We start from the raw sequence: 23,548 nt of genomic DNA on the forward strand, positions 1-23,548 counted from the left end.
CTTCGTAGCTACGCCTTTTCCAGTGTCAGACGTTGGGAATTTTGCGCCCTGCTCCCTCCCCTGCTCGCAGGGGAGGGTTGGGGAGGGGTGAGTACTTGAGAAAGCGTATCGGGAGAGGTTTTCGCAAGGGCTCACCCCCTCCCGGCCTCCCCCTGCAAGCAGGGGGAGGAGAAAAACACGCGTCGCTCTGACACGACGCCAATCAGATCCAAAGGAGAGGGCAGGAAGAAAAGCCCTCCAGACGTCTGACACTGGAAAAGGCACAGCTACAAAGCCCGCCGCCTGCTCTCAGGCCATTTCTCTTTGGTTACTTTCTCTTTGGGCCAGCAAAGAGAAAGTGACCCGGCTCGCGGCAGCGAGGCGGAATGCCCGCTGCATAAGCGGCCAGGTCGCGGTAGCCCAACATCAAAGCGAACCAAAGGCCCACCTTCGCGAACAGGAATTCTCAGTGCGGCACCGCCAGCACTACCAGCACGACCGCTTCGGTAAGTTCGGCAAGCACACCACAGGTATCACCGGTCATACCGCCAAGACGGTGCATGCAAGCACGCCGCCACAACAGAAACAGCACAGCAACGGCGACCAACACCCACACCCCACGCCAACCAGCCGACAAACAGAACAGCACAGTCATCGCCAGCATTGACAGGCATGCCAGTGCCGGCGCATCCATCAAACCGCTACCCAGGCCGCCACTGCGCACATAGGGCGTCGTCAGGAACGCAACCGTCAACACCGCTCTTCCGAGCACCGGCGCCAGCAACAGCCACACGCCCATCGGCGCGCTAGCCAACGCAGCAAACTTCACCAGCAACACCAACACCAACGCCACCACACCCGCCGGCCCGCAGCGCGGGTCCTTCATGATCGTCAGCGTGCGCTCGCGGTCACCCATTCCCCCGATCCATGCATCGGCGCTGTCAGCAAGACCATCCAGATGCAACGCACCGGTGATCAACACCCATGCCGACAACAGCAACGCAGCAACGAGCAACGGCGCCCAGGCCTGCACAACCCACTGCAGCAGATAAAGCAGCAAACCGATCAACAGGCCGACCAGCGGATACCACGCCAGCGATCGCGCCTTCCCCTGCGCATCGTCAAAGACGCTCGCCGGCACCGGGATGCGCGTAAGAAAACCGATCGCGATCAGCAGACCACGCATCAGGCCAAAGCCTCGCCGATGGGCCACGCCAGTGGATGTAATGACGCATGCGGCACATCGATACCGGCCATATCGCCATAGCTACGCCCTTCCACCAGGCAGCGCAGCAGGCGGATCGCGCCTCCATGAGTGACCACCAGTACGCGCCGGCCCTTCGCCTCGCGCACGACATCATTCAACGCGTCGCTCAAGCGCGCACGAAACTGTCCGAAGGTTTCTCCGCCTGGCGGCGGATGCGCCACCGGATCGACCCAGAACCGGCCCAGTGCATCACCCTGTTCCTGCGCCAGCGTCTCGATCGGCACACCCTGCCAACTGCCGAAGTGATATTCCGCCAGCCGCGCATCAAGCCGTAGTGGCAACTCGCGCGCCGCTGCCAGTTCGCGTGCGAAATCGGCACAGCGCCGCAGTGACGACGACACCACCGCATCCCAGCTTTGCCCCGCCACCGCGGCGCGCAACTGCGCCCAGCCCGTCGCAGTGAGCTGGTCATCCAGTTGCCCGCGATAGCTGCGTTGCCCGGTGTCGCCATGGCGCAGCAGCTCGATGGTGGTGCTCATGCGTTCGACACCCCGGCCTGCGCGAAGGTCGCCATGCGGTTATGCAGGGCGCAGGCCAGCCGCAGCAGCGGCACGGCAACCGCAGCACCGCTCGCCTCACCCAGCCGCAGGTTGAGATCGAGCAGCGGATCGGCTTCCAGCGCGGCCAACAAACGCGCATGTCCGCGCTCATGCGAACGATGCGAAAACAACATCCATGGCCTGCATGCCGGCTGGATACGCACTGCCGCCAGCGCCGCGGCGGTGGTGATAAAACCATCGACCAGTACCGGCAAGCCGCACTGCGCCGCAGCGATATAGGCGCCAGTCAAAGCCGCTATCTCAAAACCGCCGAAACACCGCAATTGCTCCAGCGGCGATACTGCTTCGCGATGTCGCGCCAGGCCACGCTCAATCACCGCCGCCTTGCGCGCGATACCCGCGTCATCGAGTCCCGTACCCGCACCGGCCAACGCTGCCGCTGACTCGTGCAGAAGCGCGCAAGCCAGTGCAGTGGCCGCCGTGGTGTTGGCGATGCCCATCTCGCCGCCGATAAACAACTGCGCACCGGCCTGCTTCGCGGCATGCACGCTATCCGCACCAGCCTGCAGGGCTGCCTGCAACTGCGACGGCGTCATCGCTTCACCAGTCGCGAAATTCGCCGTGGCGCTGGCAATAAAGGCACGGCGCACGCCGGGAAGTTCGCCGGGGTCGTTCACCGTGCCGAGATTCACCACCTCTAGCGATGCACCCAACTCACTTGCCAACACGCTGATCGCCGCGCCGCCATGGGCGAAGTTGCGCACCATCTCGCCAGTCACCGCTTGCGGAAACGCGGAAACGCTCTCCTCCGCCACGCCATGATCGCCGGCGAACACGCTGATCCACACCCGCTCCACCTGCGGCCGCACGTCACCTTGCAAGCCAGCCAGCCGTATCGCCACCGACTCCAGGGCCCCCAGCGAGCCCGGCGGCTTGGTCAGCTGTTGCTGATGGGCTCGCGCAGCCTCTTCGATGGTGCGATTGACGTCGGCACAAGCTTGATTCAAGAACTCAATAGTCACGGCAGATTTCCTTTGAGGGCCAGCGGCAAACCCGCAGCCACAAACAACACACGCTCGCAGTGCGCGGCGAGCGCCTGATGCAAACGTCCCGCCTCGTCGACAAAGCGCCGGCTCAACTCGCCCATCGGCACCACGCCAAGACCGACTTCGTTGCTCACCAGCAGCACCTCGCCCGGCAAGGATGGCAGCGTGCTCAACAGGGCTTCACGCTCGCGTTCAAAACGTTGCGCATCGGCATCGCCCAGGAGATTGCTGAGCCATAGCGTAAGGCAGTCCACCAGCAGGCAGCGCCCCGGGCGCGCATGGGTTCGCAAGGTATCGGCGAGCGCCAGCGGCTCTTCCACGCTATGCCAGTACTTGGGCCGCTGCGCACGATGATGGGCGATGCGCGCCGCCATCTCTTCGTCATGCGCCTGCGCGGTAGCGATATAGACCACGTCGTTGCCGGACGCCGTCGCCATCCGTTCGGCCAGCGCGCTCTTGCCCGAGCGCGCGCCACCGAGAATCAGGTTGCGCATGAGTTCACCCCCAACAGTTGCGACAAGATATCCGTATCCAGATGTGCTTCGACTGCATCGGCCAGACGCTCGATGCTCGCCTCGCGCAAGGCACGCATATCCACGGCAGCGGCATCGCGCAGTCCCGCCCAATGCAGCAAGGCCTGTAGCGCGGCCGGCTCGTCGAACAAGCCATGCAAATAGGTGCCGAGTACTTGTCCATCGGCGGAGAGCGCACCGTCGCAACGGCCGCCATCCAGCACACAGACTGGCGCACGCAAGGCATCCCCGCGACTGATCCCGCAATGGATTTCGTAGCCGTTGACCGCCGCGCCGTCGAACACCAGCCGCCCGGCAGCCTGGCGCAACTGCTTGCCGCTCTCGAGCGTGGTCTCCATCGCCAGCCAGCCGAGGCCCTGACTGGAACCCGCCTCACCCTCGATGCCCAGCGGGTCATGGATGGCCTGCCCCAACATCTGGAAGCCGCCGCAGATGCCAATCACCTTGCCGCCATAGCGCAGATGCTTTGTGATGGCCGCATCCCAACCGGCATAACGCAGCCATGCCAGATCCGCCCGCGTCGACTTGGAGCCGGGCAATACGATCAGATCGCAAACCGGCGGTGTTTCGCCCGGCCCGACCAGATGGACGTCCAGCTGCGGATGCGCGCGCAAGGCATCGAAGTCGGTGTGATTGCTGATACGCGGGAGTACCGGAATCGCCACGCGCAGCTTCGCTGCTTCGCGCACTTCGCGTTCGCGCGGCAGTGCGTCCTCCGCCTCCAGATGCAGCCCGTGCAGATAGGGCAGCACACCGAGCACCGGCTTGCCGGTCTCGCGCTCCAGCCAGTCGAGTCCCGGTTGCAGCAGCGCGATATCCCCGCGAAAGCGATTGATCACGAAGCCCACCACGCGCGCACGCTCACTTTCCGACAGCAAGGCCAGCGTACCCACCAGATGCGCGAATACTCCGCCGCGATCGATATCGGCGACCAGCAGCACCGGGCAATCCACCGCCTCGGCATAACCCATGTTGGCGATATCGCGATCGCGCAGATTGATCTCGGCCGGGCTGCCGGCACCTTCCACCACGATCGCCTGATACTGCGCCGCCAGCCGCGCATGCGAGGCCAGCACTGCGTTCATCGCAACGCGCTTGTACTCGTGATAGTCGCGCGCATCCATGCTGCCGATGGCATGGCCATGCACGATCACCTGCGCACCGATATCCGAATTCGGCTTGAGCAGCACCGGATTGAAATCCGTATGTGGCGGCACACCGGCGGCCTGCGCTTGCACGGCCTGCGCGCGCCCGATCTCGCCGCCATCCACCGTCACCGCCGCATTCAGCGCCATGTTCTGCGGCTTGAACGGTGCTACCACCACGCCGCGCCGACGCAGCCAGCGGCATAGCGCCGCTACCACCGTGCTCTTGCCGGCGTCAGAAGTGCAGCCTTGCACCATCAGTACACGTGCCGTCATCGCGTGGACTCCCTTAGCGCCTCGCCGGAAAGCGCGTGTTCCAGCGCCACGTCCAGTCGCACGAAAGCCCGATCATCACCGGGCAGACCGAAGCGCAGGCTGGCCGGCGCATCGAAGCGCCGCACCAACACGCCTTGTCGCGCCAGCGCGCGCTCCAACAACGGCGCCCGCTCGTCGCGACACCACTGAAATAACGCAGTGCCCGCCGCAGGCGCCAGGCCATGACGGCCGAGCAAGGCAGACAAACGCGTACTGACCGCGTGTAACTGCTCGCGCGCCTGCGCCTGCCAGTCGCTATCCGCCAACGCCAGTTTCAGCACATGTCGCGTCGGCCCACTCAGCGTCCACGGCCCCAGTCGCTCACGCAGTGCTACCAGCAGATCGGTGGTTGCGCTGACAAAACCCGCCCGCGCGCCGGCCAGACCAAAGAACTTGCCGACCGAACGCAGCACCACCAGGCCCGTCCTCGCCGGCAGCATGCACAGGCTGGCTTCCGGCGTGGCATCGATAAAAGCTTCGTCCACCACCAGCCAGCCGCCACGACGAGCGAGGCTGGCATGCAGGCCGAGCAACTGTTCCTGGCTGAAGCACTCGCCGCCTGGATTGTTCGGATGCATCAACACGATCACGTTGAAACTCGAGGCACGCGCGAACAGTTCCGTCGCCGAAGCCGGTTCGACCCGGTGCCCGGCCTGCCGCCACGCATGCGCGTGCTCCGCATAGCCCGGCGACAACACGCCCACACGGGAGCGCTCGCGCAACGCGGGCAACGCCTGGATCGCCGCCTGCGAACCCGCGACGGGCAGTAGCGACAATGTGCTGTAGTACGCGCGCGCCGCGTCGATCAGGCCATCGTCATGCTCGGGCAAACGATGCCAGGCCTCGGCGGGAATCGGCGGCACCGGCCACGCATACGGACTGATGCCGGTGGACAGATCCAGCCAGTCTTCCGGCGGCCGTCCGTATTCGCGCGCGGCGCGCAACAGGCGCCCTCCATGTTCAAGCATGCCAGCCTCCGTGCCGCGCCAACGCCAACACCCACACCACGGACAGCCATAGCAAGACGCCATGCCGCACCAGTCGCAAGGCGCGCACGATCGATGCCGCACCGGGCTCGCCGCCTTCGCCCAGCTCGGGGCGCGACTCCCAGGCACCGTCATACGGCGCCGGCCCACCGAGCCGCACGCCGATGGCGCCCGCACCGGCCGCCATCACCGGCCCTGCATTGGGGCTGTCCCACAGCGGCGCCTGCTTGCGCCAGCAGCGCCACGCACGGGTGGCGTCGCCGAGCAATGCATAGGTGAGCGCGGTGAGTCGTGCGGGCACCCAGTTGAGCAGATCGTCGATACGCGCCGCCGCCCAGCCAAAATGCTCATAGCGCGCCGTGCGATAACCCCACATCGCGTCGAGCGTATTGGCGAGCCGATACAGCACCGCTCCCGGCGCACCAAGCAACGCAAACCAGAACAGCGCACCGAACACGGCATCGTTGCCGTTCTCCAACACGGATTCGGTGGCCGCGGCTGCGACCTGACGCTCATCCAGTACCGCAGTGTCGCGACTGACCATGCGCGACACCGCCATGCGCGCCGCAGACAGGTCATCGCACTGCAAGGCATCGGCTACCGGCTGCGCATGCTCACTGAGGCTGCGATGGCCAATCGCCAGATACAGCAACGCAGCACCCGTCACGCAGAACAGCCATGGCGATAGCGCACCCATGAATCCTGTGGTCGCAATGACCCATGGCAGCACCGCCAGACTCCACGCCAACACACCGGCACGGCGACGGTCGCGATAGCACCTTGCTTCCACCCATTTCGCCACGCGTCCGAAGCCGACCAGCGGATGCGCGCGGCGCGGTTCGCCCAGCCACGCATCCAGCAGCACCGCCAGCGTCATGGCGAGCGCGGTGGTCATGACAGGAACAAGCGCATGGCGGCATCCGGATGAGACGGAAAATAGAAATGCACAAAGCTCGCCGTCATGCGCTGGCGGCGATACACCGCTTCGCGCCCCGGCCCGCGGTCGGGATTGGCGGCCTGCGCCAGCAGCGGATGATCGATCTCGGCCTGTGCATAGTGAAAGGTATGGCCGCGTAACTCGCCCTCGGGCAAGGCCACGGACTGCATGCCCAGACCCGACAGGCGCTGCTGCATCGTCGCCCGTCCGGGCAACAGACCCGCCATGCGATGCGCCGGCCCCTCGCTGGCCGCCAGCGTATCGAGCGCAAACAACATGCCGCCGCATTCGGCCAGCAAGGGTTTGCCAGCATCGACATGCGCGTGCAGGTCCGCATGCAGCTCACTCAGTCGCGACAGGGCTGGCAAATGAAGCTCGGGATACCCACCTGGCAGCCACACCGCATCACAGGCCGGCAGCGGATTGCCAGCCAGCGGCGAGAAGAAGCACAGCTCCGCCCCTGCCTCGCGCAATACATCCAGATTGGCGGGATAGATAAAACAGAATGCGTCGTCGCGCGCGATAGCGATGCGCCGCCCCTGCAAGCGTGGTGCGATGGGCGCGACGTCTTCGGCGGCGAACGCCACCGGTGGCGGCAACTGCAGCGAGACATGCGCCTCCAGTGCATCGGCCAGCGCGTCGACACGCGCATCGAGATCGGCCAGCTCGCCCGCAGACACCAGACCGAGATGCCGTTCCGGCAAGGCCAGCGCAGGATCGCGCGGCAGCGCGCCGAGCCAGTGCAGATCTGGCGGAAGGCTCTCGGCCAGCAGTTTGGCGTGATACGCGCTGCCGATGCGGTTGGCCGCGACACCGTGCACTGCTAACCCTTCGCGATAACGTGCCAGGCCGGTAGCTACCGCACCGAACGTCTGCGCCATCGCCGAGCCATCGATCACTACCAGCACCGGCAGGCCGAATTGCTGGGCCAGATCGGCGCTGGAAACACCGCCGTCGAACAGACCCATCACGCCTTCCACCAGGATCAGCTCGGCATCGCCGGCCGCCCGGTAAAGACGCGCGCGCACATCCGTCGCCCCACCCATCCAGCCGTCCAGCTGATACACCGGCCGGCCACTGGCACGCTCCAACACCATCGGATCGAGAAAATCCGGCCCGGTCTTGAACACCTGCACACGCCGCCCCTGCCGCCCATGCGCACGCGCCAGTGCCGCAGTGAACGAGGTCTTGCCCTGTCCCGAGGCAGGCGCGGAAACCAACAGCGCGGGGCAATGGCGCGGCGCGCTCACAACTCGATACCCTTCTGCGCTTTGATGCCTGCTTCAAAAGCGTGCTTGACCACGCGCATCTCGGTCACTGTGTCGGCCACCTCGACCAGACCGCCCGGCGCGCCACGGCCGGTGATGACGACGTGCTGGTTCGGCGGGCGCGCCGCGACGGCGGCCAACACCTGCTCGAGCTGTACGTATTGCTTGACCAGCGCGATGTTCAACTCATCCAGCAAGACAAAATCGTAGCTCGCATCGCTCAGCATGCGCGCCGCAATCTGCCACGCGGCCTGCGCTGCGGCGATGTCGCGCGCCTTGTCCTGAGTCTCCCAGGTAAAGCCTTCGCCCATCACGTGATAGTCCAGCTCGTCGGCGAAGCGGCGGAAGAAGGCTTCTTCACCGGTCGAGAAACTGCCCTTGATGAACTGCACCACGCCACAGCGGAAGCCATGCCCCAGCGAGCGCGCCAGCATGCCGAAACCGGACGAGCTCTTGCCCTTGCCGTTGCCGGTATTCACCACCAGCACACCGCGCTCGATGGTGGCGCGGGCAATCTTGCGATCCACCAGCTCCTTCTTGCGTTGCATACGCTCGCGGTGGCGTTCTTCCGGGGTCATCTCATCACGGCTTGTCATGCTCAGCGCTCCACCGCTGTGCTACGCGCCACCACCACGCGCTGATAGACAGCGAAGCCTGCCAGCGCGATAGCGACATACGTCATCGTGGTGCGCACGAACAGCGGCCCCCACTGCCACAGCCGCACGAGGTACTCGCTCATATGCGGCTGCGCATAGCGGCCGCCCAGCCAATAGAACGCACCATTGGAAATGGCAAAGGAGCACGCCGCCGCGAGCAACGCCACGGCGAGCGCGCCGGCCAGCGAACCCACGCTCGCCTGCAGACGGCCGGCATACCAGCGGCCGCCGTACCACAGCACCGCATAGGCCAGCAGCAGGAAGGAGTACGCGGGCGTCACGCAAAAATCGCTGACGCCCGCGTACGACACCGATATCCAGTCAAGCACCACCGCCAGCACCATGAACATGCCGAAGTAGAGATGCTCGCGCAGACTCAGGCCGCCGAGAAAGAACACCGCCATCGAAGCATCCGGCAAGTTCAAGGCCGTGCCGAAATGATGAAAGCGTGTAGCGATCATCACGGCAGCCAGCGACACCAGCAGCAGGACGGATAAACGCGAGGACGGTGGTTTCATAGTCAGTATTCCGTAGAAGGGTCGAAAGGTTTATTGCGCCGGCTGATAACTCACGCTCACCATCGCCGTGCGCCCGAGCTGGTTGTAGAACGCTGCGGTTTCGTAGCGCTTGTCGAACACATTGCGTGCACTGAGCTGCAGCTTCCAGTCGCGATCCAGCGCGTAAGCCAGGCGCAGATCGGTCAAGGCATAGCCGCCAAGGCGCGTGCGGTTGGCGATGTCGTCATAGCGATGATCCGCGGCGTACACGCTGGCGCCGATGCTGAAAGCACCAAAGCGGCGATCGGCATCGATGCGTGCGCTGCGTCCGGCACGGCGCGGCAACAGACGGTCGCGGTTGGGGCCAACGCTCTCATTGCGCGGATCGAGCCAGGTTGCGGTACCGCGCAGATCCCAGCCGGCCAGCGTGGTATTCGCCACCGCTTCAACACCGTGTATGCGCGCGCGTTCCACATTGCCCGGCAGACCCACCGACGCGTCATAGGCGATCAGGTCGCGAATGTGCGTTTCGAAGGCATTGAGCGACCAGCCACCCCAGCCATGCGTGCCGCGCAGGCCCAGCTCGTAGCTGCGCGAACTCTCCGGCCGCAGCGATGGGCTGCCATAGCCGGGGTAGTACAGCTCGTTGAAGGTCGGCGCCTTGAACGCCGTGCCCGCACTCGCAGTGAGGCGCAGGGCGCGAGTGAAATCCCAGCCCCACAGCACGCTGCCGGTGGTCTTGCCGCCGAACTGCTGATTGTCGTCGCGCCGCACGCTGGCTTGCAGCGAATGTGCGCCGAAGGTCTGCTGCCACTGGCCGAATACGCCACGGTTGAGGCGACGATCGCGCGCATAGGTGGTGGTGCTGTCCACACGGTCGCGCAGCCAGTCGTAGCCCAGGCTCCATAAGCCGCCACCTAAGGCAAGATCACCCTGCAGCGAGCCAAGATCGCGATGCGTATTGAAGGTGTTGGAGAACACACCGTCCTTGTAGTTGTCGCTGAGGTCCGCGCTCTGCCCTACGTTCAAGGTCAGCGTCAGCAGCTTGCTCGGACGGTAATGCACCCGCGCGCCCGCCACTTGCTGCACCACATCGGACTGGTTGGTCTGCGAGCCGTCGTATTCGTTATAGCCCCAGCTGCGCAGCCACTGCGCATCCGCATCCCAGGCCTCGCTGAAGCGGTAGCCGCCCTTGAGCGACACCGAGTTGTCGCGGAACCCGTCGCGATCCGGCTCATAGACAAAACAACCCGCACCGCCCGGCGAGGGCTTGCCACGACAGGCATTGATGCCGTCGGTGTTCTCGTGCGTCGCCTCGACCGCATACCAGCCGTCACCGACCTTGCCAGCCAGGCCGGCACCCGCGCGAACACTCTGGTTGCTGCCGTAGCCCAGATTGAAATTCGGCACGAACGCACCCTGCGGACGCCGCGTGAAAATCTGGATCACACCACCCAGCGCCTCCGAACCGTACAGACTCGAAAACGGTCCGCGCACGATCTCGATGCGCTCGATCTGCTCCACCGGGATGTTCTGGATCGACGCCTGGCCCAGCGTGGCCGAACCGATCTTCACGCCGTCCACCAGCACCAGCACGTGATCGGCCTCGGTGCCGCGCAGGAAGAACGAAGTCGCCTTGCCCGGCCCACCGTTGTTGGCGATCGACAGGCCCGGCGTGCCCTGCAGCAGATCCTGCACCGACTGCGGCTGCAAGCGCTCGATATCCGCCCGATCGATCACCGTTACTGCCGACAGCGTATTCACCTGCGTCTGCTCGGTACGCGTGGCCGTCACCACCACGCTATTGAGATCACTCGCCGAATCGCCCGCCACGTCCGCGGCAAACACCGACCCACACACACACGACAACGCGGCCGCCAACGCAGACCGACGCACAAAAGAAACATGCAATGACACTGAGAGCTCCTACACCGCGCCTGCCCGCGCGGAACGCATGGGGTCAGGACAGACGGAAGGAGGCTTGGCCGGCGTGCTGACGCACACCACCCACGACATCGCCCACCGCATGTCCGGTTCACCTCAAGGCCGGTCTCCGGGCTCACGAGCGAAAGCAGATGCTTTCCCGACCAGCGCCTTCCCATGCCGAAGCACAGTGGTCATGGCTGATCGTTGACTCGCCTACCGTTGCGGGGGCAGCTCCGGAATAGCCATAAAAACGGCGCACCGGATTCCCGTTTCAACCACCGACCAAGCCGGCAGTCACCTCAGGCCGGGCGATCTTAGCGCAGAGCGCGGGATATGTCGGGGTTTATGGGCAACACACACAGCGGGTGCCAAGTAGCAACGCGATCCCGAGCACCCACCCCCTCCCCAACCCTGCAGGCAGGGGAGGGAGTAAGAGCTTGGCGCGGCGGTGATAGCTAGACGATCAGGCCTAGAAGAACACCATCCCTACGCGTGACACTGGAAAAGGCGTAGCTACAAAGCACACCGCCTGCTCTTCAGGCCATTTCTCTTTGGTTACTTTCTCTTTGGGCCAGCAAAGAGAAAGTGACTCGGACCGCGGCAGCGGTTCGAAAGCCCGCGGCAGGCGAGCCCGGGCATGCAGACGCTAAAACCGAGCAACAACGCCACTGGATTCCGGCCTTCGCCGGAATGACGAAGTAGGAGGGGATTTCGCGAGAGCCGAACCCTCACCCCCGAGCACCTCTCATGCAGGAACAACCTTCGGAGCTCGCCCTGAGGAAGAGGGAGAAAACCTAGACACCTTCAGCCACCCACCCATCAACCGTCCCGAAACTGACCAACAACCAGCACACCCCTGCAACACCCATCCGCTGTCCTAGGCGACAGGTCCCCACCTGCCGCCGGCCACCCATGCCGGCCCCACCAGGAGCCCCGGCATGAGCGAGAACCACGACGTCAAACGCCGCAATTTCCTCAAGATGGCCGCCGCCTCCGCCGGTGGACTGGCCGCGATATCCGCACTGCCACCGGCCATCCGGCAGGCCCTGTCAACTCCCGCCGCATCGGTCAACGGCACCATCACCGACGTGCAGCACGTGGTGATCTTCATGCAGGAGAACCGGGCGTTCGATCACTACTACGGCAGCATGGCCGGCGTGCGCGGCTTCGCCGATCGCGTGCCGGCACCGCTGCCTGGCGGTACGCAGAACGTGTGGCACCAGCCGTACACCGGCAACTCGGCCGGCTACATGCTGCCGTTCCACATGGACACGACCACCACCAGCGGCATCTGCATCAATGCGCCGGCGATGAGTTATCCAGTGGACACGGCGATCTGGAACAACGGCAAATTCGACTCGTGGAACACCGCGCGCTCGCCCGGCCTCGGCATGGGTTACTTCGCGCGCAACGACCTGCCGTTCTATTACGCGCTGGCCGATAACTTCACCATCTGCGACCAGTACTTCTGCTCCACGCTCACGCAGACCAACCCGAATCGCCTGCATTTCTTCACCGGCAGCAACGGGCTTTCGGTGGGACAGTCGGCGGTGCTGGACAACACCGAGCCGAGCGGAGGTTTCAGCTGGACGACGTATGCCGAGCGCCTGCAAGCGGCGGGTATCAGCTGGAAGGTCTATCAGCAGAGCAACAATTTTGACGACAACGCGCTGGCCTGGTTCAGCAACTTCAAGAAGTCATCGCCGGGCCAGCCGCTATACGACCGTGGCATGGCGACCGTGCAGAGCCTGGTGACGGCTTTTGCCAACGACGTGGCAAACGACACGCTGCCGCAGGTGTCATGGATCGTGGCGCCGGATTACCTCTCCGAGCATGCCAACTACAAGCCGGCTTACGGCGAAAACCTCAGCGCGCAGTTGCTGGCCGCACTGGTCGCCAACCCCAGCGTGTATGCCAAGACGGTGTTCATCCTCAACTACGACGAGAACGGCGGTTTCTTCGACCACGTGCCGCCGCCGACGCCGCCGTCGTCATCCGCCAACGGCCTTTCCACCGTCAGCACCACAGGCGAGATCAGCAACGGCAAACCAATCGGCCTGGGTTTCCGCGTGCCAATGACGGTGATCTCGCCATGGTCCACCGGCGGCTGGGTCTGTTCGGAAGTGTTCGATCACACCTCGGTACTGCGCTTCCTGGAAAAACGCTTCGGCGTTGCCGAACCGAATATCAGCGCGTGGCGCCGCTCGGTGTGCGGCGACCTGACCTCAGTGTTCGATTTCAGCGGCAGCAACACCGCATGGCCGAACTTGCCGGGAACCAGCGGCTATCCCGCGCAGGCCGACCAGCAGTGCTCCACCCTGCCCGCGCCCACCGTCCCGGGCACGCAGAGCATGCCTGGCGCGGAATCGAACGCCACCCGCCCGGCGCGTGCGTTGCCGTATGAGCTGGACATCAAGGGCAGCGTGAACACCTCCACCGGCCGCTACGTACTGCAGTTCAACAACACCGGCACCACCGGCGCAGTGTTCCAGGTGTATGCCGCCAATCGCAGCGACGGCCCGTGGCGCTACACGGTGGAAGCCGGCAAGACACTGTCCGATTACTGGAGCGCCAAGACCTACACCAAGAGCATCTATCAGCTCGAAGCACACGGCCCCAACGGCTTCCTGCGCGTATTCCAGGGCAGCGTGGCCAACGCCGCGGCGATGCCGGAGATCGCGCTCAGCTACGACCCGACGAACCATCGCGTGCAACTGACCATGACCAATGCCGGCAGCAGCACCTGCACCTTCACCGTCAGTAACGGCTATGTCGGCGCGGACGTACGCATCTATTCGGTGGCGGCACACGGCAGCGTCACTGACCACTGGGATCTCGGCAGCGTAGCCAACTGGTACGACCTGAAAGCGACGGTCGCCGAAGCCAGCGGATGGCTACGCCGCGTCGCCGGCCATATGGAAAATGGTGCAGCCAGCTTCAGCGAGCCTCGTTGAATATCGCTGTAGGAGCGCACCCCCGGATCGAGTCGGGGGTGCGCTCCTACAGGGTGAACGACCTCAGGACTGTTTGTGGAACGCCAGGTGACCGCTTTCGGCATCGACGACAATGGTGTCGCCCGGTGCGAAACGCCCTTCCAGAATCTCCCTTGCCAGCGGATTCTCCAGCTGCTGCTGGATCGCCCGCTTCAACGGCCGCGCGCCGTACACCGGATCGAAACCTACGTTGGCAAGCAGGTCCAGCGCCTTGTCGCTGATCTCCAGGCGCAGCTGACGCTCGGCCAGGCGCTTCTCCAGATAGGTCAGCTGGATCAGCGCGATCTTGCGGATCTCCTTCTTCTCCAGCGGCTTGAACACCACCAGCTCGTCGAGGCGGTTGATGAACTCAGGACGGAAGTGCGCCTGCACCACACCGAGCACCGCCGCCTTCATCTTGGTGTAGCTCTCCTCGCTGTTGTCCGAATCCAGTTCCTGGATCAACTGCGAGCCGAGATTGGAGGTCATCACGATCACGGTGTTGCGGAAATCGACCGTGCGACCCTGGCCGTCGGTGAGGCGACCATCGTCCAGCACCTGCAACAGGATGTTGAACACATCCGGATGCGCCTTCTCCACTTCGTCCAACAGGATCACACTGTACGGCCGGCGGCGCACCGCCTCGGTGAGATAGCCGCCTTCCTCGTAACCGACATAGCCCGGAGGCGCGCCGATCAGGCGGCTCACGGAGTGCTTCTCCATGAACTCACTCATGTCGATGCGCACCATCGCGTCCTGCGTGTCGAACATGAACTCAGCGAGCGCCTTGCACAGCTCGGTCTTGCCCACGCCGGTGGGGCCGAGGAACAGGAACGAGCCATAGGGACGATTGGGATCGGACAGGCCCGCACGCGCACGGCGGATCGCATCAGACACCGCGCGCACAGCTTCATCCTGGCCGACCACGCGCTTGTGCAGTGACGACTCCATGTGCAGCAGCTTGTCGCGTTCACCTTCGAGCATCTTGCTGACCGGGATACCGGTCCAGCGCGACACGACCTCGGCGATTTCCTCGTCGGTAACGCGGTCCTGCACCAGCTTGAATTCCTGCTTCTCGGCAGCCTGCGCGGCGGCGAGCTGCTTCTCCAGTTCCGGCAAGCGGCCGTACTGGATCTCGCTCATCTTGGCGTAGTCCTGATGGCGCTGTGCTGCCTCCAGTTCCAGGCGTGCCTTCTCGATCTGCTCCTTGACCTTGGTCGTGCCCTGCAGCGCAGCCTTCTCGGATTTCCAGATCTCGTTGAGGTCGGAGAACTCGCGCTCCAGCTTTTCGATATCCGATTCCAGATCGGCGAGACGCTTCTTGGATGCCTCGTCGGTTTCTTTCTTCAGCATCTCGCGCTGGATCTTCAGCTGGATCAGGCGGCGCTCGAGACGATCCAGCTCCTCCGGCTTGGAGTCGATCTCCATGCGGATGCGCGAGGCCGCCTCATCCATCAAATCGATGGCCTTGTCCGGCAACTGTCGGTCGGTGATGTAGCGGTTTGACAACGTGGCCGCGGCGACGATGGCCGGGTCGGTGATCTCCACACCGTGATGCACGGCGTAGCGCTCTTTCAGGCCGCGCAGGATGGCGATGGTGTCTTCCACGCTGGGCTCGCCCACGAACACTTTCTGGAAGCGGCGCTCCAGCGCGGCGTCCTTCTCGATGTATTTACGGTACTCATCCAACGTGGTCGCACCGATACAGTGCAGTTCGCCGCGCGCTAGTGCTGGCTTGAGCATGTTGCCGGCATCCATCGCGCCGTCGGCCTTGCCGGCGCCGACCATGGTGTGCAGCTCATCGATGAAAAGAATGACGCGGCCTTCCTGCTTGGAGAGGTCGTTGAGCACCGCCTTCAGACGCTCCTCGAATTCACCGCGGAACTTGGCGCCCGCGATTAGCGCGCCCATGTCCAGTGCTAGCACGCGACGATCGCGCAGACCTTCTGGCACTTCGCCCTTGACGATGCGCTGGGCCAAACCTTCGACGATGGCGGTCTTGCCTACGCCGGGCTCGCCGATCAGCACCGGGTTGTTCTTGGTGCGACGTTGCAGCACCTGGATGGTGCGGCGGATTTCCTCGTCGCGGCCAATCACCGGATCGAGCTTGCCGCTCTCGGCGCGCGAGGTGAGATCGACGCAATATTTCTCCAGCGCCTGGCGTTGTTCTTCCGCGTTCTCGCTCTGTACTTTCTCGCCACCGCGCAATTTGTCGATGGCCGCTTCGAGATTCGCCTTGGTGGCACCCGCGGCCTTGAGCGCCGCGCCGAGCTCGCCCTTGTCGTCCAGCGCTGCAAGCACGAACAGCTCGCTGGCAATGAACTGGTCGCCGCGCTGCTGCGCCAGCTTGTCGGTGAGGTTGAGCAGGCGCGTCAGCTCGTTGCCGACGTGCACATTGCCTTCCTGCCCGCTGACGCGAGGCAGGCGCTCCAAGGCCTCGCCGATGCGTTGGCGCAAGGCCGGCACATTGACCTGGGCCTGAGTCAGCAACGGTCCTGTCGAGCCGCCCTGCTGGTCGAGCAGCGCCGCCATGACATGGACCGGTTCGAGCATGTTGTTGTCGCGTCCGACCGCAAGTGATTGCGCATCGGCCAACGCCTGCTGGAAACGCGACGTGAGCTTGTCCATCCGCATTGATGTAACCCCCGCGTAAAAGTTTTGGCGGCCTCGCCGCCACTGTCCTCACAGGTGCGGGCACCGAATCATGATTCAAGCGTTATCTGTGTGTAAGCAGCGCGTATTTTCAGCCCGGCGACAGCAAAGACATGCTTCGATTCCACGCTGATTTTCACATTCGTCCTGTTAGGCTTCTTACGATGTCCGTGTCTTTTCCCGCTTCCGACATGCCTGTTTCGCCCTTGCCGGCACCGCCCCTGCCGGGTACCGAAGACCGCTGGGCGCTGTTCCTCGATGTCGACGGCACTTTGCTCGAATTCGCCGAACGGCCAGATGAAGTGCGGGTCGAATCCGCACTGTATGCCCTGCTCGCCGAACTGTATGCGCGGCTCGACGGCGCGCTGGCCCTGGTCAGCGGCCGCCGCCTGAGCGATCTCGACGCGCTGTTCGGTTCGCCGCCCTGGGCCATGGCTGGCCTGCACGGCCTGCAGTTGCGCCACGCCGATGGCGAGATGCGTGAAACCAAGGTCAGCGGCAGCCGCCGCACCCTGGTACTGCACACGGCAGAAGTGCTGGCGCGCGCCCATCCTGGTGTGCTGCTGGAGAACAAAGGCATGGCGGTAGCGCTGCATTGCCGCAGCGTGCCGGAGCATTTCGATCCGCTGCATGACGAGATAAAGCGGTTATTGCCCGAACTGCACGGCTATGAGTTGCAGGCCGGCAGCCAAGTGCTGGAACTGAAGCCATCCGGCATGGACAAGGGCACAGCGGTGGCCGAGCTGCTCGAACGCGCGCCGTTCGCCGGCCGGCTGCCGGTGTATCTCGGCGACGACCTCACTGACGAGCACGGCTTTGCCGCCACCAATCTCGAAAACGGCATCAGCGTGCGTGTCGGCGCACGCGAGCCGACCCTCGCCCAATACAGCTTGCCAGGCCCTTCGTCCGCGCAGGCCTGGCTGTTCCGCGTGTTGAATGTGCTTAAGCAAGGAGCCATCCCCCATGCCTACCCCTTCGGAGGGAACGCCTAACAACCCCGGGCTCAGCCCCCAGTCCAGCCTGTCCCTGGGTGTCGTCGGCAACGGTAGCGTCGCCGCGCTGATCGACGGATACGGACGCATCGTGTGGTCCTGCCTACCGCGCTTCGACAGCGATGCCAGCTTCTGTGCCCTGCTCTCGCCCAAACGCGAGGGCGGCGACTGGAGCATCGAGCTGGAAGATGCTGTGCGCGCCGAACAGCACTACATCCCTAACACGGCGGTCCTCGTTACGCACCTCTACGACAGCCACGACAACGCCATCGAGATTGTCGACTTCGCGCCGCGCTACCGCTCGCACGGCCGCTTCTACCACCCCGTACTGCTCGCTCGCCGCGTGCGCCCGCTCAACGGCAGTCCACGCATCCGCGTGCTGCTGCGCCCCCTGTGCGACTACGGCCAGCGCGCACCGGAAACCAGCACCGGCAGCAACCACATCCGCTATCTGTTGAGCGACGTTACCCAGCGCCTGACCAGCGACGTGGCCGCGCCGCTGATCGAGCGCGGCCTGTTCTTCCACCTCGACCGGCCCGCGCATTTCGTGTTCGGCCCAGACGAAACGCTGGCCCATAGCCCGGCCGATTTCATCCACCACACGCTGGAATACACCCTTGCCTACTGGCGCGATTGGGTGCGCTATCTATCGGTGCCTTATGAATGGCAGGAGGCAGTGATCCGCGCTGCGATCACGCTGAAGCTGTGCCAATACGAAGCCACCGGCGCCATTGTCGCCGCGCTCACCACGTCGATTCCGGAGGCCGCGCACACCGAGCGCAACTGGGACTACCGCTATTGCTGGCTGCGCGACGCCGCACTCACCGTGCGCGCGCTGAACCGGCTGGGCGCGACACGCAGCATGGAGGAATACATCCGCTACGTGTTCAACATCATCTCCGGCGAGAACGATCACGAGGTGGGGCCAGTGTTCGGCATCAGCTTTGAGCGCGAATTGCTGGAGCGCCACGCCGACGGCCTCGCCGGCTATCGCGGCATGGGCCCGGTGCGCGTGGGCAACGATGCCTGGCGGCAACGCCAGAACGATGTGTACGGCTCGGTCGTGCTGGCTTCAGCGCAGCTGTTTTTTGACCATCGCCTGGAACATCGCGGCGATGAACGCGCCTTCGCGCGCCTGGAGCGCATGGGCCGCATGGCGCTGCGCATGGCCGAAGAGCCGGACGCGGGCCTGTGGGAATTCCGCGGCCGGGCCGCGGTGCATACCTATTCCGCCGCGATGTGCTGGGCGGCTTGCGACCGCCTGGCGCACATCGCCACCCAGCTTGGCCTGCGCGACCGTGCGCGCTACTGGCATGACGAAGCTGTGCAACTGCATGCGCGCATTTCGGCGCGCGCGTGGAACGAAAAGCTGGGCCATTTCGTCGATGCGTATGACGGCGAGCATCTCGATGCGAGTCTGTTGCTGCTTGCCGACATCGGTTTCATGCGCGGCAAGGATCCGCGCTTCATCGCTACCGTCGATGCCATTGGCCGTGCGCTGGGGCGCGGCAACTATCTGTTCCGCTATATCGCGCCCGATGATTTCGGCACGCCAGAAACCAGCTTCAACATCTGCACCTTCTGGTACATCGAGGCGCTTGCCGCAATCGGCCGCAAGCGACAGGCGCGGGTGATGTTCGAACGCATGCTGTCCATGCGCAATCCGCTCGGGCTGTTGTCGGAAGACATCGCGCCAGCGACCGGCGAGCACTGGGGCAATTTTCCACAGACCTATTCGCTGGTGGGGCTGATCCAGACGGCGATGCGCCTGTCGCGCCGCTGGGAGGATGCCTTGTGAGCGCTGTATCGCCCTCGCGTAGCGGGCGCCTGATCGTGGTATCGAATCGCGTGGCGCTGCCGCGGCAAACCGCCACCGGCGGCCTCGCCTCCGCCATGCGCGCCGCCCTGCAGGAGCGCGGTGGCCTGTGGTTTGGCTGGAGCGGCAAGGTCGCCAACCAGACCGCCGGTACCCTGCGCTATCTGCAGGACGGGCCGGTGCGCTACGTCACCATGGATCTGTCGCGCAGCGATCACGACCATTTCTACGATGGCTACGCCAATCGCACGCTATGGCCGTTGCTGCACTACCGCCCAGATCTGGTCGACTACAATCGTGGCCATCTGGACGGCTATCTACGCGTCAACCATCTGTTCGCCGAACGGTTGGCGGAGCTGATCGAACCGGACGATATCATCTGGATCAACGACTACCACCTGATCCCCCTGGCGGCGATGCTTCGGCAACGGCATATCCGCAACCGCATGGGTTTCTTTCTACACACACCGCTGCCCGCGGACGGCCTGCTGATTGCGCTACCGCGCCATCGCGAATTGCTGGGAACCCTGGCCAGCTACGACTTGATCGGCCTGCACACCGCACGCGACCTGCGTTCGCTGGAGGACTATTTCGTACACGAACTCGGCGCCAGCCTGCGGCGCGGCCATCGCCTGCGCTACGGCGACCGGCGTTTCCGCGCCGGCGTGTTCCCGATCGGCATCGACACGCGGCAGGTTGCGCTGAACGCGAAGCAGGCCGAGTCGCTGGAGGAGATCGCGCAATTGCGCGCGAGTCTGGATGGACGGGTGTTGATCATCGGCGTCGACCGGCTGGATTACTCTAAGGGCCTGGCGCAACGCTTCGACGCCTACGCGCGCCTGCTCGAACGCGCGCCGGAGCTGCATCGCAAGGTGAGCTTCCTGCAGATCGCGCCGCCGTCGCGCAGCACCGTGCCGGAGTACCGCCAGATTCGCCGCGAGCTTGAGCGCAGCGCCGGCCATATCAACGGCACCTATGCGGCGCCGGACTGGGTGCCGATCCGCTACGTCAACAACTCCTTTCCACACAGCCTGCTCAGCGGCTACTACCGCCATGCCAAGGTCGGCCTGGTGACACCGATGCGGGACGGTATGAATTTGGTGGCCAAGGAATACGTCGCCAGCCAGAACCCTGACGACCCTGGTGTGCTGGTGCTCTCGCGCTTCGCCGGCGCGGCGCAGGAATTGACGCAGGCGCTATTGGTCAACCCGGCGGATACCGAAGAAGTGGCGGATGCGTTGCAACAGGCATTGAGCATGCCGCTGGCCGAACGCCGCCGCCGCTGGCGCAGCATGATGGATGTGCTGGAACGGCAGGACATCACCGCGTGGCGGCAATCGTTTCTCAGTGCGCTGACGGATTGATCAGCCCTATAGGAGCGCACCCTGTGCGCTCCTATAGATGTAGTCAGCTCAGCCAGATCAGGCTGGCGAAACGACCGCTGCTCGCCCCATCGCGCCGATAGGAATAGAAGCGCGGATCGGTCAGCGTGTCGAAACCACCGCCGTAGACCCGCTCCACGCTCACCTGCGCCAGTCGTCGCCGTGCGAGCCCGGCGAGATCGCATAACCAGTGGCCGGGACGCGTCGGTACGAAATACGCCTCAGCGCCGGCATCGGTATCGACGAAGGCGCTGCGCACTTCCTCGCCCACCTCATACGACGCTGCGCCGATGCATGGCCCGAGCCAGGCCATCAGCGACGACGACGGCGCTTGCATGCGCGCAATCGTCGCTTCCAGCACACCAGCCAGCAGCCCACGCCAGCCAGCGTGGGCCGCGCCGATTTCGCCGCCTTCCACGGCGCAAAACAGCACCGGCAGGCAGTCGGCTGTGAGAATCGCCAGCGGCTCGCCAGCGATACGTGTCACCGCCGCATCGGCACGCGGCTCGACCCCGGGTGAACCAGGTTCGTCGATGTCGGCCACATCGATGCCATGCACCTGTTGGAGCCAGTGCGGCGCCCGCGGTAGCTCCAATGAACGTTGCACTTCAGCGCGATTTGCGACGACTGCCTCCGGCGCATCGCCGCTGCGCGCACCGAGATTGAAGCGATCGTAAGGCGGCGCCGATATACCCGGCCCCTGCCGCGTACTGACTGCCGCGTGCACGCCCGGCGGCGCCGGCCAGTCGGGTATCACCCAATCGGTGTTCGCCACCGGCTCAGCTCCAGTCGTCCGGATCGGCCTGCTGCGTATCCGCGCGCAGGGCATCGATCAGTTCCTGCTGGTCCGACGGGCGGTTGGCGCTGAACGACATCGGCTCGTGGCTGACCGGATGCTCGAAGGCCAGCCGCTCCGCATGCAGCGCCTGACGGCGGAAGCCGCGCAGGGCAACGACCAGTTCCGGCGTGGCGCCCTTGGGCAGGCGCAGGCCGCCGCCGTAGAGCGGATCGCCCACCAACGGATGGTTGATATGTGCCAAGTGCACACGGATCTGATGCGTGCGCCCGGTTTCTAGATTGCACTGGAGCAAGGTGTGCGCGCGGAAGCGCTCGCGCAGGCGGTAATGGGTGACGGCATGCTTGCCGTCTTCTTCGTCGCGCACGGCCTGGCGCAGGCGGTCGCCCATATGGCGGCCGATCGGCGCGTCCACGGTTCCGCCAGCCACCAGGGTGCCCAGCACGATAGCTTCGTATTGGCGCTCCACGTCGTGGCGGGACAGCATTTCGACCAGGGCCGTATGAGCCGGCAGGGTCTTGGCGACCACCATCAGCCCTGAGGTGTCCTTGTCCAGGCGATGCACGATGCCGCCGCGCGGCAGTTCGGCCAGCTTCGGATCGTGATGCAGCAAGGCGTTCAGCAAGGTGCCGGCGGGATTGCCGGCGCCGGGATGCACGACCAGGCCGGCCGGCTTGTTCAGCACCAGGACGTGATCGTCTTCGTGGACGATATCCAGGTCGATGGCCTCCGGGGCCAGCTCCACTTCAGCCTCCAGCACGGCTTCCAGCTTCACCTGCTCGCCACCCCGCAAGAGCTGGCGGGGCGGCGCCAGGGCGCCATCCAGGGTCACCGCGCCGGCTTTGACCCAGGCGGTCAGGCGCGAACGCGAATATTCCGGGAACATCTCGGCCAAAGCCCGGTCGAAACGCCAACCTGCGGCGGACAGCGGCACGGTGGCCTCATGACGGATGGTCGTCATAGCTGCCTGCCCGAGTGCCCGGCGGTTTCGGCTATCATCCCTTTTCGATCAAACATCTGAACCCTTTCTCATGCGCGTAACCAAGCTGCAGACCCTCAAAGTACTCCTTGTGCTCGCCGTCGCCGCCTCGATGAGCGCGTGCTCGATGTTCGGCCACAAGAAGGACACCATCGACACCATGCCGGTGGACAAGCTGTACGCCAACGCGCACAACTCGCTGGAACACGCCGACTATGCGGCTTCGACCAAGGCCTACCAGCGCCTGATCGCCCGCTTCCCGTCCGGCGACTACAACGAACAGGCCCAGCTTGATCTGGCCTATTCGCAGTACAAGGACAACCAGCCGGACGACGCTTATTCCACGATCAACCGCTTCATCAAGACGTATCCGACCCACAAACATGTCGATTATGCCTATTACCTGCGCGGCCTGATCAATTTCGACCGTACCGGTGGCTTCGTGGAGCGCGTTTTCCAGCGCACCCAGTCGCAGTCGCGCCGCGACCAGGGCTACAACCTGCAGGCGTTTGACGACTTCTCGGAGCTGACCCGCCGCTTCCCGGACAGCGCCTACTCGGCCGATGCCCGCCAGCGCATGATCTACCTGCGCAACGTGCTGGCCCAGTTCGAGGTCAACGTGGCCGAGTTCTATCTGCGCAACAAGGCCTTCGTCGCCTCGGCCGACCGCGCCCAGTACGTAATCGAGCACTACCAGCAGGCGCCGCAGACTGGCGACGCGCTGGCTATCCTCACCCGCAGCTACATCGGCCTGGAGCAGCCCAAGCTGGCCGACCAGACTCGCCAGGTGCTGGCCCTGAACTATCCGGACCACCCCTACCTGACCGACGCCAAGTGGCCGCATGCACCGTCGATCCTGCGCAAGATGGTGCCGTTCTCCGGCCACCACTAAGCCAGACCGGCT

Annotated in this window: 19 protein-coding genes and 1 riboswitch; of the genes, 5 read left to right on the forward strand and 14 right to left on the reverse strand. The window is 64.5% G+C overall.

Annotation, left to right across the window (positions count from 1 at the left end; translation table 11 throughout):
• Positions 1-445: 445 nt before the first annotated feature.
• Genes BM338_RS01740 through btuB form a run of 11 tightly spaced genes read right to left on the reverse strand, consistent with a single transcriptional unit; the run spans position 446 to position 11,010 of the window.
• Positions 446-1,168, reverse strand: a complete 723-nt coding sequence (locus tag BM338_RS01740; protein WP_090450062.1) for an adenosylcobinamide-GDP ribazoletransferase — start codon at positions 1,166-1,168, stop codon at positions 446-448.
• On the reverse strand, positions 1,165-1,725 hold the full coding sequence (locus tag BM338_RS01745) for a histidine phosphatase family protein (RefSeq protein WP_090449049.1): 561 nt from the start codon (positions 1,723-1,725) through the stop codon (positions 1,165-1,167). The genes BM338_RS01740 and BM338_RS01745 overlap by 4 nt, the downstream gene beginning before the upstream one ends.
• On the reverse strand, positions 1,722-2,768 hold the full coding sequence (cobT, locus tag BM338_RS01750; protein ID WP_090449050.1) for a nicotinate-nucleotide--dimethylbenzimidazole phosphoribosyltransferase: 1,047 nt from the start codon (positions 2,766-2,768) through the stop codon (positions 1,722-1,724). The genes BM338_RS01745 and cobT overlap by 4 nt, the downstream gene beginning before the upstream one ends.
• Complete coding sequence (gene cobU / locus BM338_RS01755) at positions 2,765-3,286, reverse strand: bifunctional adenosylcobinamide kinase/adenosylcobinamide-phosphate guanylyltransferase (RefSeq protein WP_090449051.1); 522 nt, start codon at positions 3,284-3,286, stop codon at positions 2,765-2,767. The genes cobT and cobU overlap by 4 nt, the downstream gene beginning before the upstream one ends.
• Positions 3,274-4,746 (reverse strand): cobyric acid synthase, encoded by a 1,473-nt coding sequence (locus BM338_RS01760; protein WP_090449052.1) that lies wholly within the window; start codon positions 4,744-4,746, stop codon positions 3,274-3,276. The genes cobU and BM338_RS01760 overlap by 13 nt, the downstream gene beginning before the upstream one ends.
• Positions 4,743-5,753: a threonine-phosphate decarboxylase CobD gene (cobD, locus tag BM338_RS01765; protein WP_090449053.1), complete on the reverse strand. Its 1,011-nt coding sequence runs from the start codon at positions 5,751-5,753 to the stop codon at positions 4,743-4,745. Before cobD ends, BM338_RS01760 begins: the two co-directional genes overlap by 4 nt.
• On the reverse strand, positions 5,746-6,666 hold the full coding sequence (cbiB, locus tag BM338_RS01770) for an adenosylcobinamide-phosphate synthase CbiB (RefSeq protein WP_090449054.1): 921 nt from the start codon (positions 6,664-6,666) through the stop codon (positions 5,746-5,748). The genes cobD and cbiB overlap by 8 nt, the downstream gene beginning before the upstream one ends.
• Complete coding sequence (locus BM338_RS01775) at positions 6,663-7,958, reverse strand: cobyrinic acid a,c-diamide synthase CobB (protein ID WP_090449055.1); 1,296 nt, start codon at positions 7,956-7,958, stop codon at positions 6,663-6,665. Before BM338_RS01775 ends, cbiB begins: the two co-directional genes overlap by 4 nt.
• A complete protein-coding gene (cobO, locus tag BM338_RS01780) occupies positions 7,955-8,554 on the reverse strand; it encodes a cob(I)yrinic acid a,c-diamide adenosyltransferase (protein WP_090450063.1) in 600 nt (199 codons plus the stop codon). Before cobO ends, BM338_RS01775 begins: the two co-directional genes overlap by 4 nt.
• A 20-nt stretch (positions 8,555-8,574) precedes the next feature.
• A complete protein-coding gene (locus BM338_RS01785) occupies positions 8,575-9,150 on the reverse strand; it encodes a hypothetical protein (RefSeq protein WP_090449056.1) in 576 nt (191 codons plus the stop codon).
• Positions 9,151-9,180: 30 nt separating this feature from the next.
• Positions 9,181-11,010 carry a TonB-dependent vitamin B12 receptor gene (btuB, locus tag BM338_RS01790; RefSeq protein WP_255367210.1) on the reverse strand — a complete coding sequence of 610 codons (1,830 nt, stop codon included), beginning with the start codon at positions 11,008-11,010 and terminating at the stop codon, positions 9,181-9,183.
• A 145-nt stretch (positions 11,011-11,155) separates the two neighbouring features.
• A riboswitch (cobalamin riboswitch) is annotated at positions 11,156-11,372 on the reverse strand.
• 621 nt (positions 11,373-11,993) lie between these two features.
• Between btuB and BM338_RS01795 the strand changes: the two genes are divergently transcribed.
• Positions 11,994-14,009, forward strand: a complete 2,016-nt coding sequence (locus BM338_RS01795; RefSeq protein ID WP_090449058.1) for a phosphocholine-specific phospholipase C — start codon at positions 11,994-11,996, stop codon at positions 14,007-14,009.
• Between the two features lie 63 nt (positions 14,010-14,072).
• Here BM338_RS01795 and clpB read toward each other — a convergent pair whose 3' ends face one another.
• Entirely contained in the window at positions 14,073-16,661 is a 2,589-nt protein-coding gene (gene clpB / locus BM338_RS01800) for an ATP-dependent chaperone ClpB (RefSeq protein WP_090449059.1), read from the reverse strand.
• 182 nt (positions 16,662-16,843) lie between these two features.
• Here clpB and otsB point away from each other — a divergent pair, with 182 nt between their 5' ends.
• From otsB to otsA, 3 genes are read left to right on the forward strand one after another with little or no spacing between them, the layout of a single operon-like run.
• Complete coding sequence (gene otsB, locus BM338_RS01805) at positions 16,844-17,671, forward strand: trehalose-phosphatase (protein ID WP_090449060.1); 828 nt, start codon at positions 16,844-16,846, stop codon at positions 17,669-17,671.
• Entirely contained in the window at positions 17,643-19,469 is a 1,827-nt protein-coding gene (locus tag BM338_RS01810) for a glycoside hydrolase family 15 protein (protein WP_090449061.1), read from the forward strand. The genes otsB and BM338_RS01810 overlap by 29 nt, the downstream gene beginning before the upstream one ends.
• Complete coding sequence (otsA, locus tag BM338_RS01815) at positions 19,466-20,851, forward strand: alpha,alpha-trehalose-phosphate synthase (UDP-forming) (RefSeq protein WP_090449062.1); 1,386 nt, start codon at positions 19,466-19,468, stop codon at positions 20,849-20,851. Before BM338_RS01810 ends, otsA begins: the two co-directional genes overlap by 4 nt.
• 43 nt (positions 20,852-20,894) lie before the next feature.
• On the opposite strand, the gene pgeF is transcribed toward otsA, so the two are convergent.
• Together pgeF and rluD are read right to left on the reverse strand one after the other, a co-directional pair.
• Complete coding sequence (gene pgeF / locus BM338_RS01820) at positions 20,895-21,644, reverse strand: peptidoglycan editing factor PgeF (RefSeq protein ID WP_255367162.1); 750 nt, start codon at positions 21,642-21,644, stop codon at positions 20,895-20,897.
• A 4-nt stretch (positions 21,645-21,648) separates the two neighbouring features.
• Positions 21,649-22,626 (reverse strand): 23S rRNA pseudouridine(1911/1915/1917) synthase RluD, encoded by a 978-nt coding sequence (rluD, locus tag BM338_RS01825; protein ID WP_090449064.1) that lies wholly within the window; start codon positions 22,624-22,626, stop codon positions 21,649-21,651.
• A gap of 70 nt (positions 22,627-22,696) precedes the next feature.
• Here rluD and BM338_RS01830 point away from each other — a divergent pair, with 70 nt between their 5' ends.
• On the forward strand, positions 22,697-23,536 hold the full coding sequence (locus tag BM338_RS01830) for an outer membrane protein assembly factor BamD (RefSeq protein WP_090449065.1): 840 nt from the start codon (positions 22,697-22,699) through the stop codon (positions 23,534-23,536).
• Positions 23,537-23,548: the final 12 nt, after the last annotated feature.

The organism is Dyella sp. OK004 (genome assembly GCF_900114495.1).
Lineage (GTDB): Bacteria > Pseudomonadota > Gammaproteobacteria > Xanthomonadales > Rhodanobacteraceae > Dyella_D.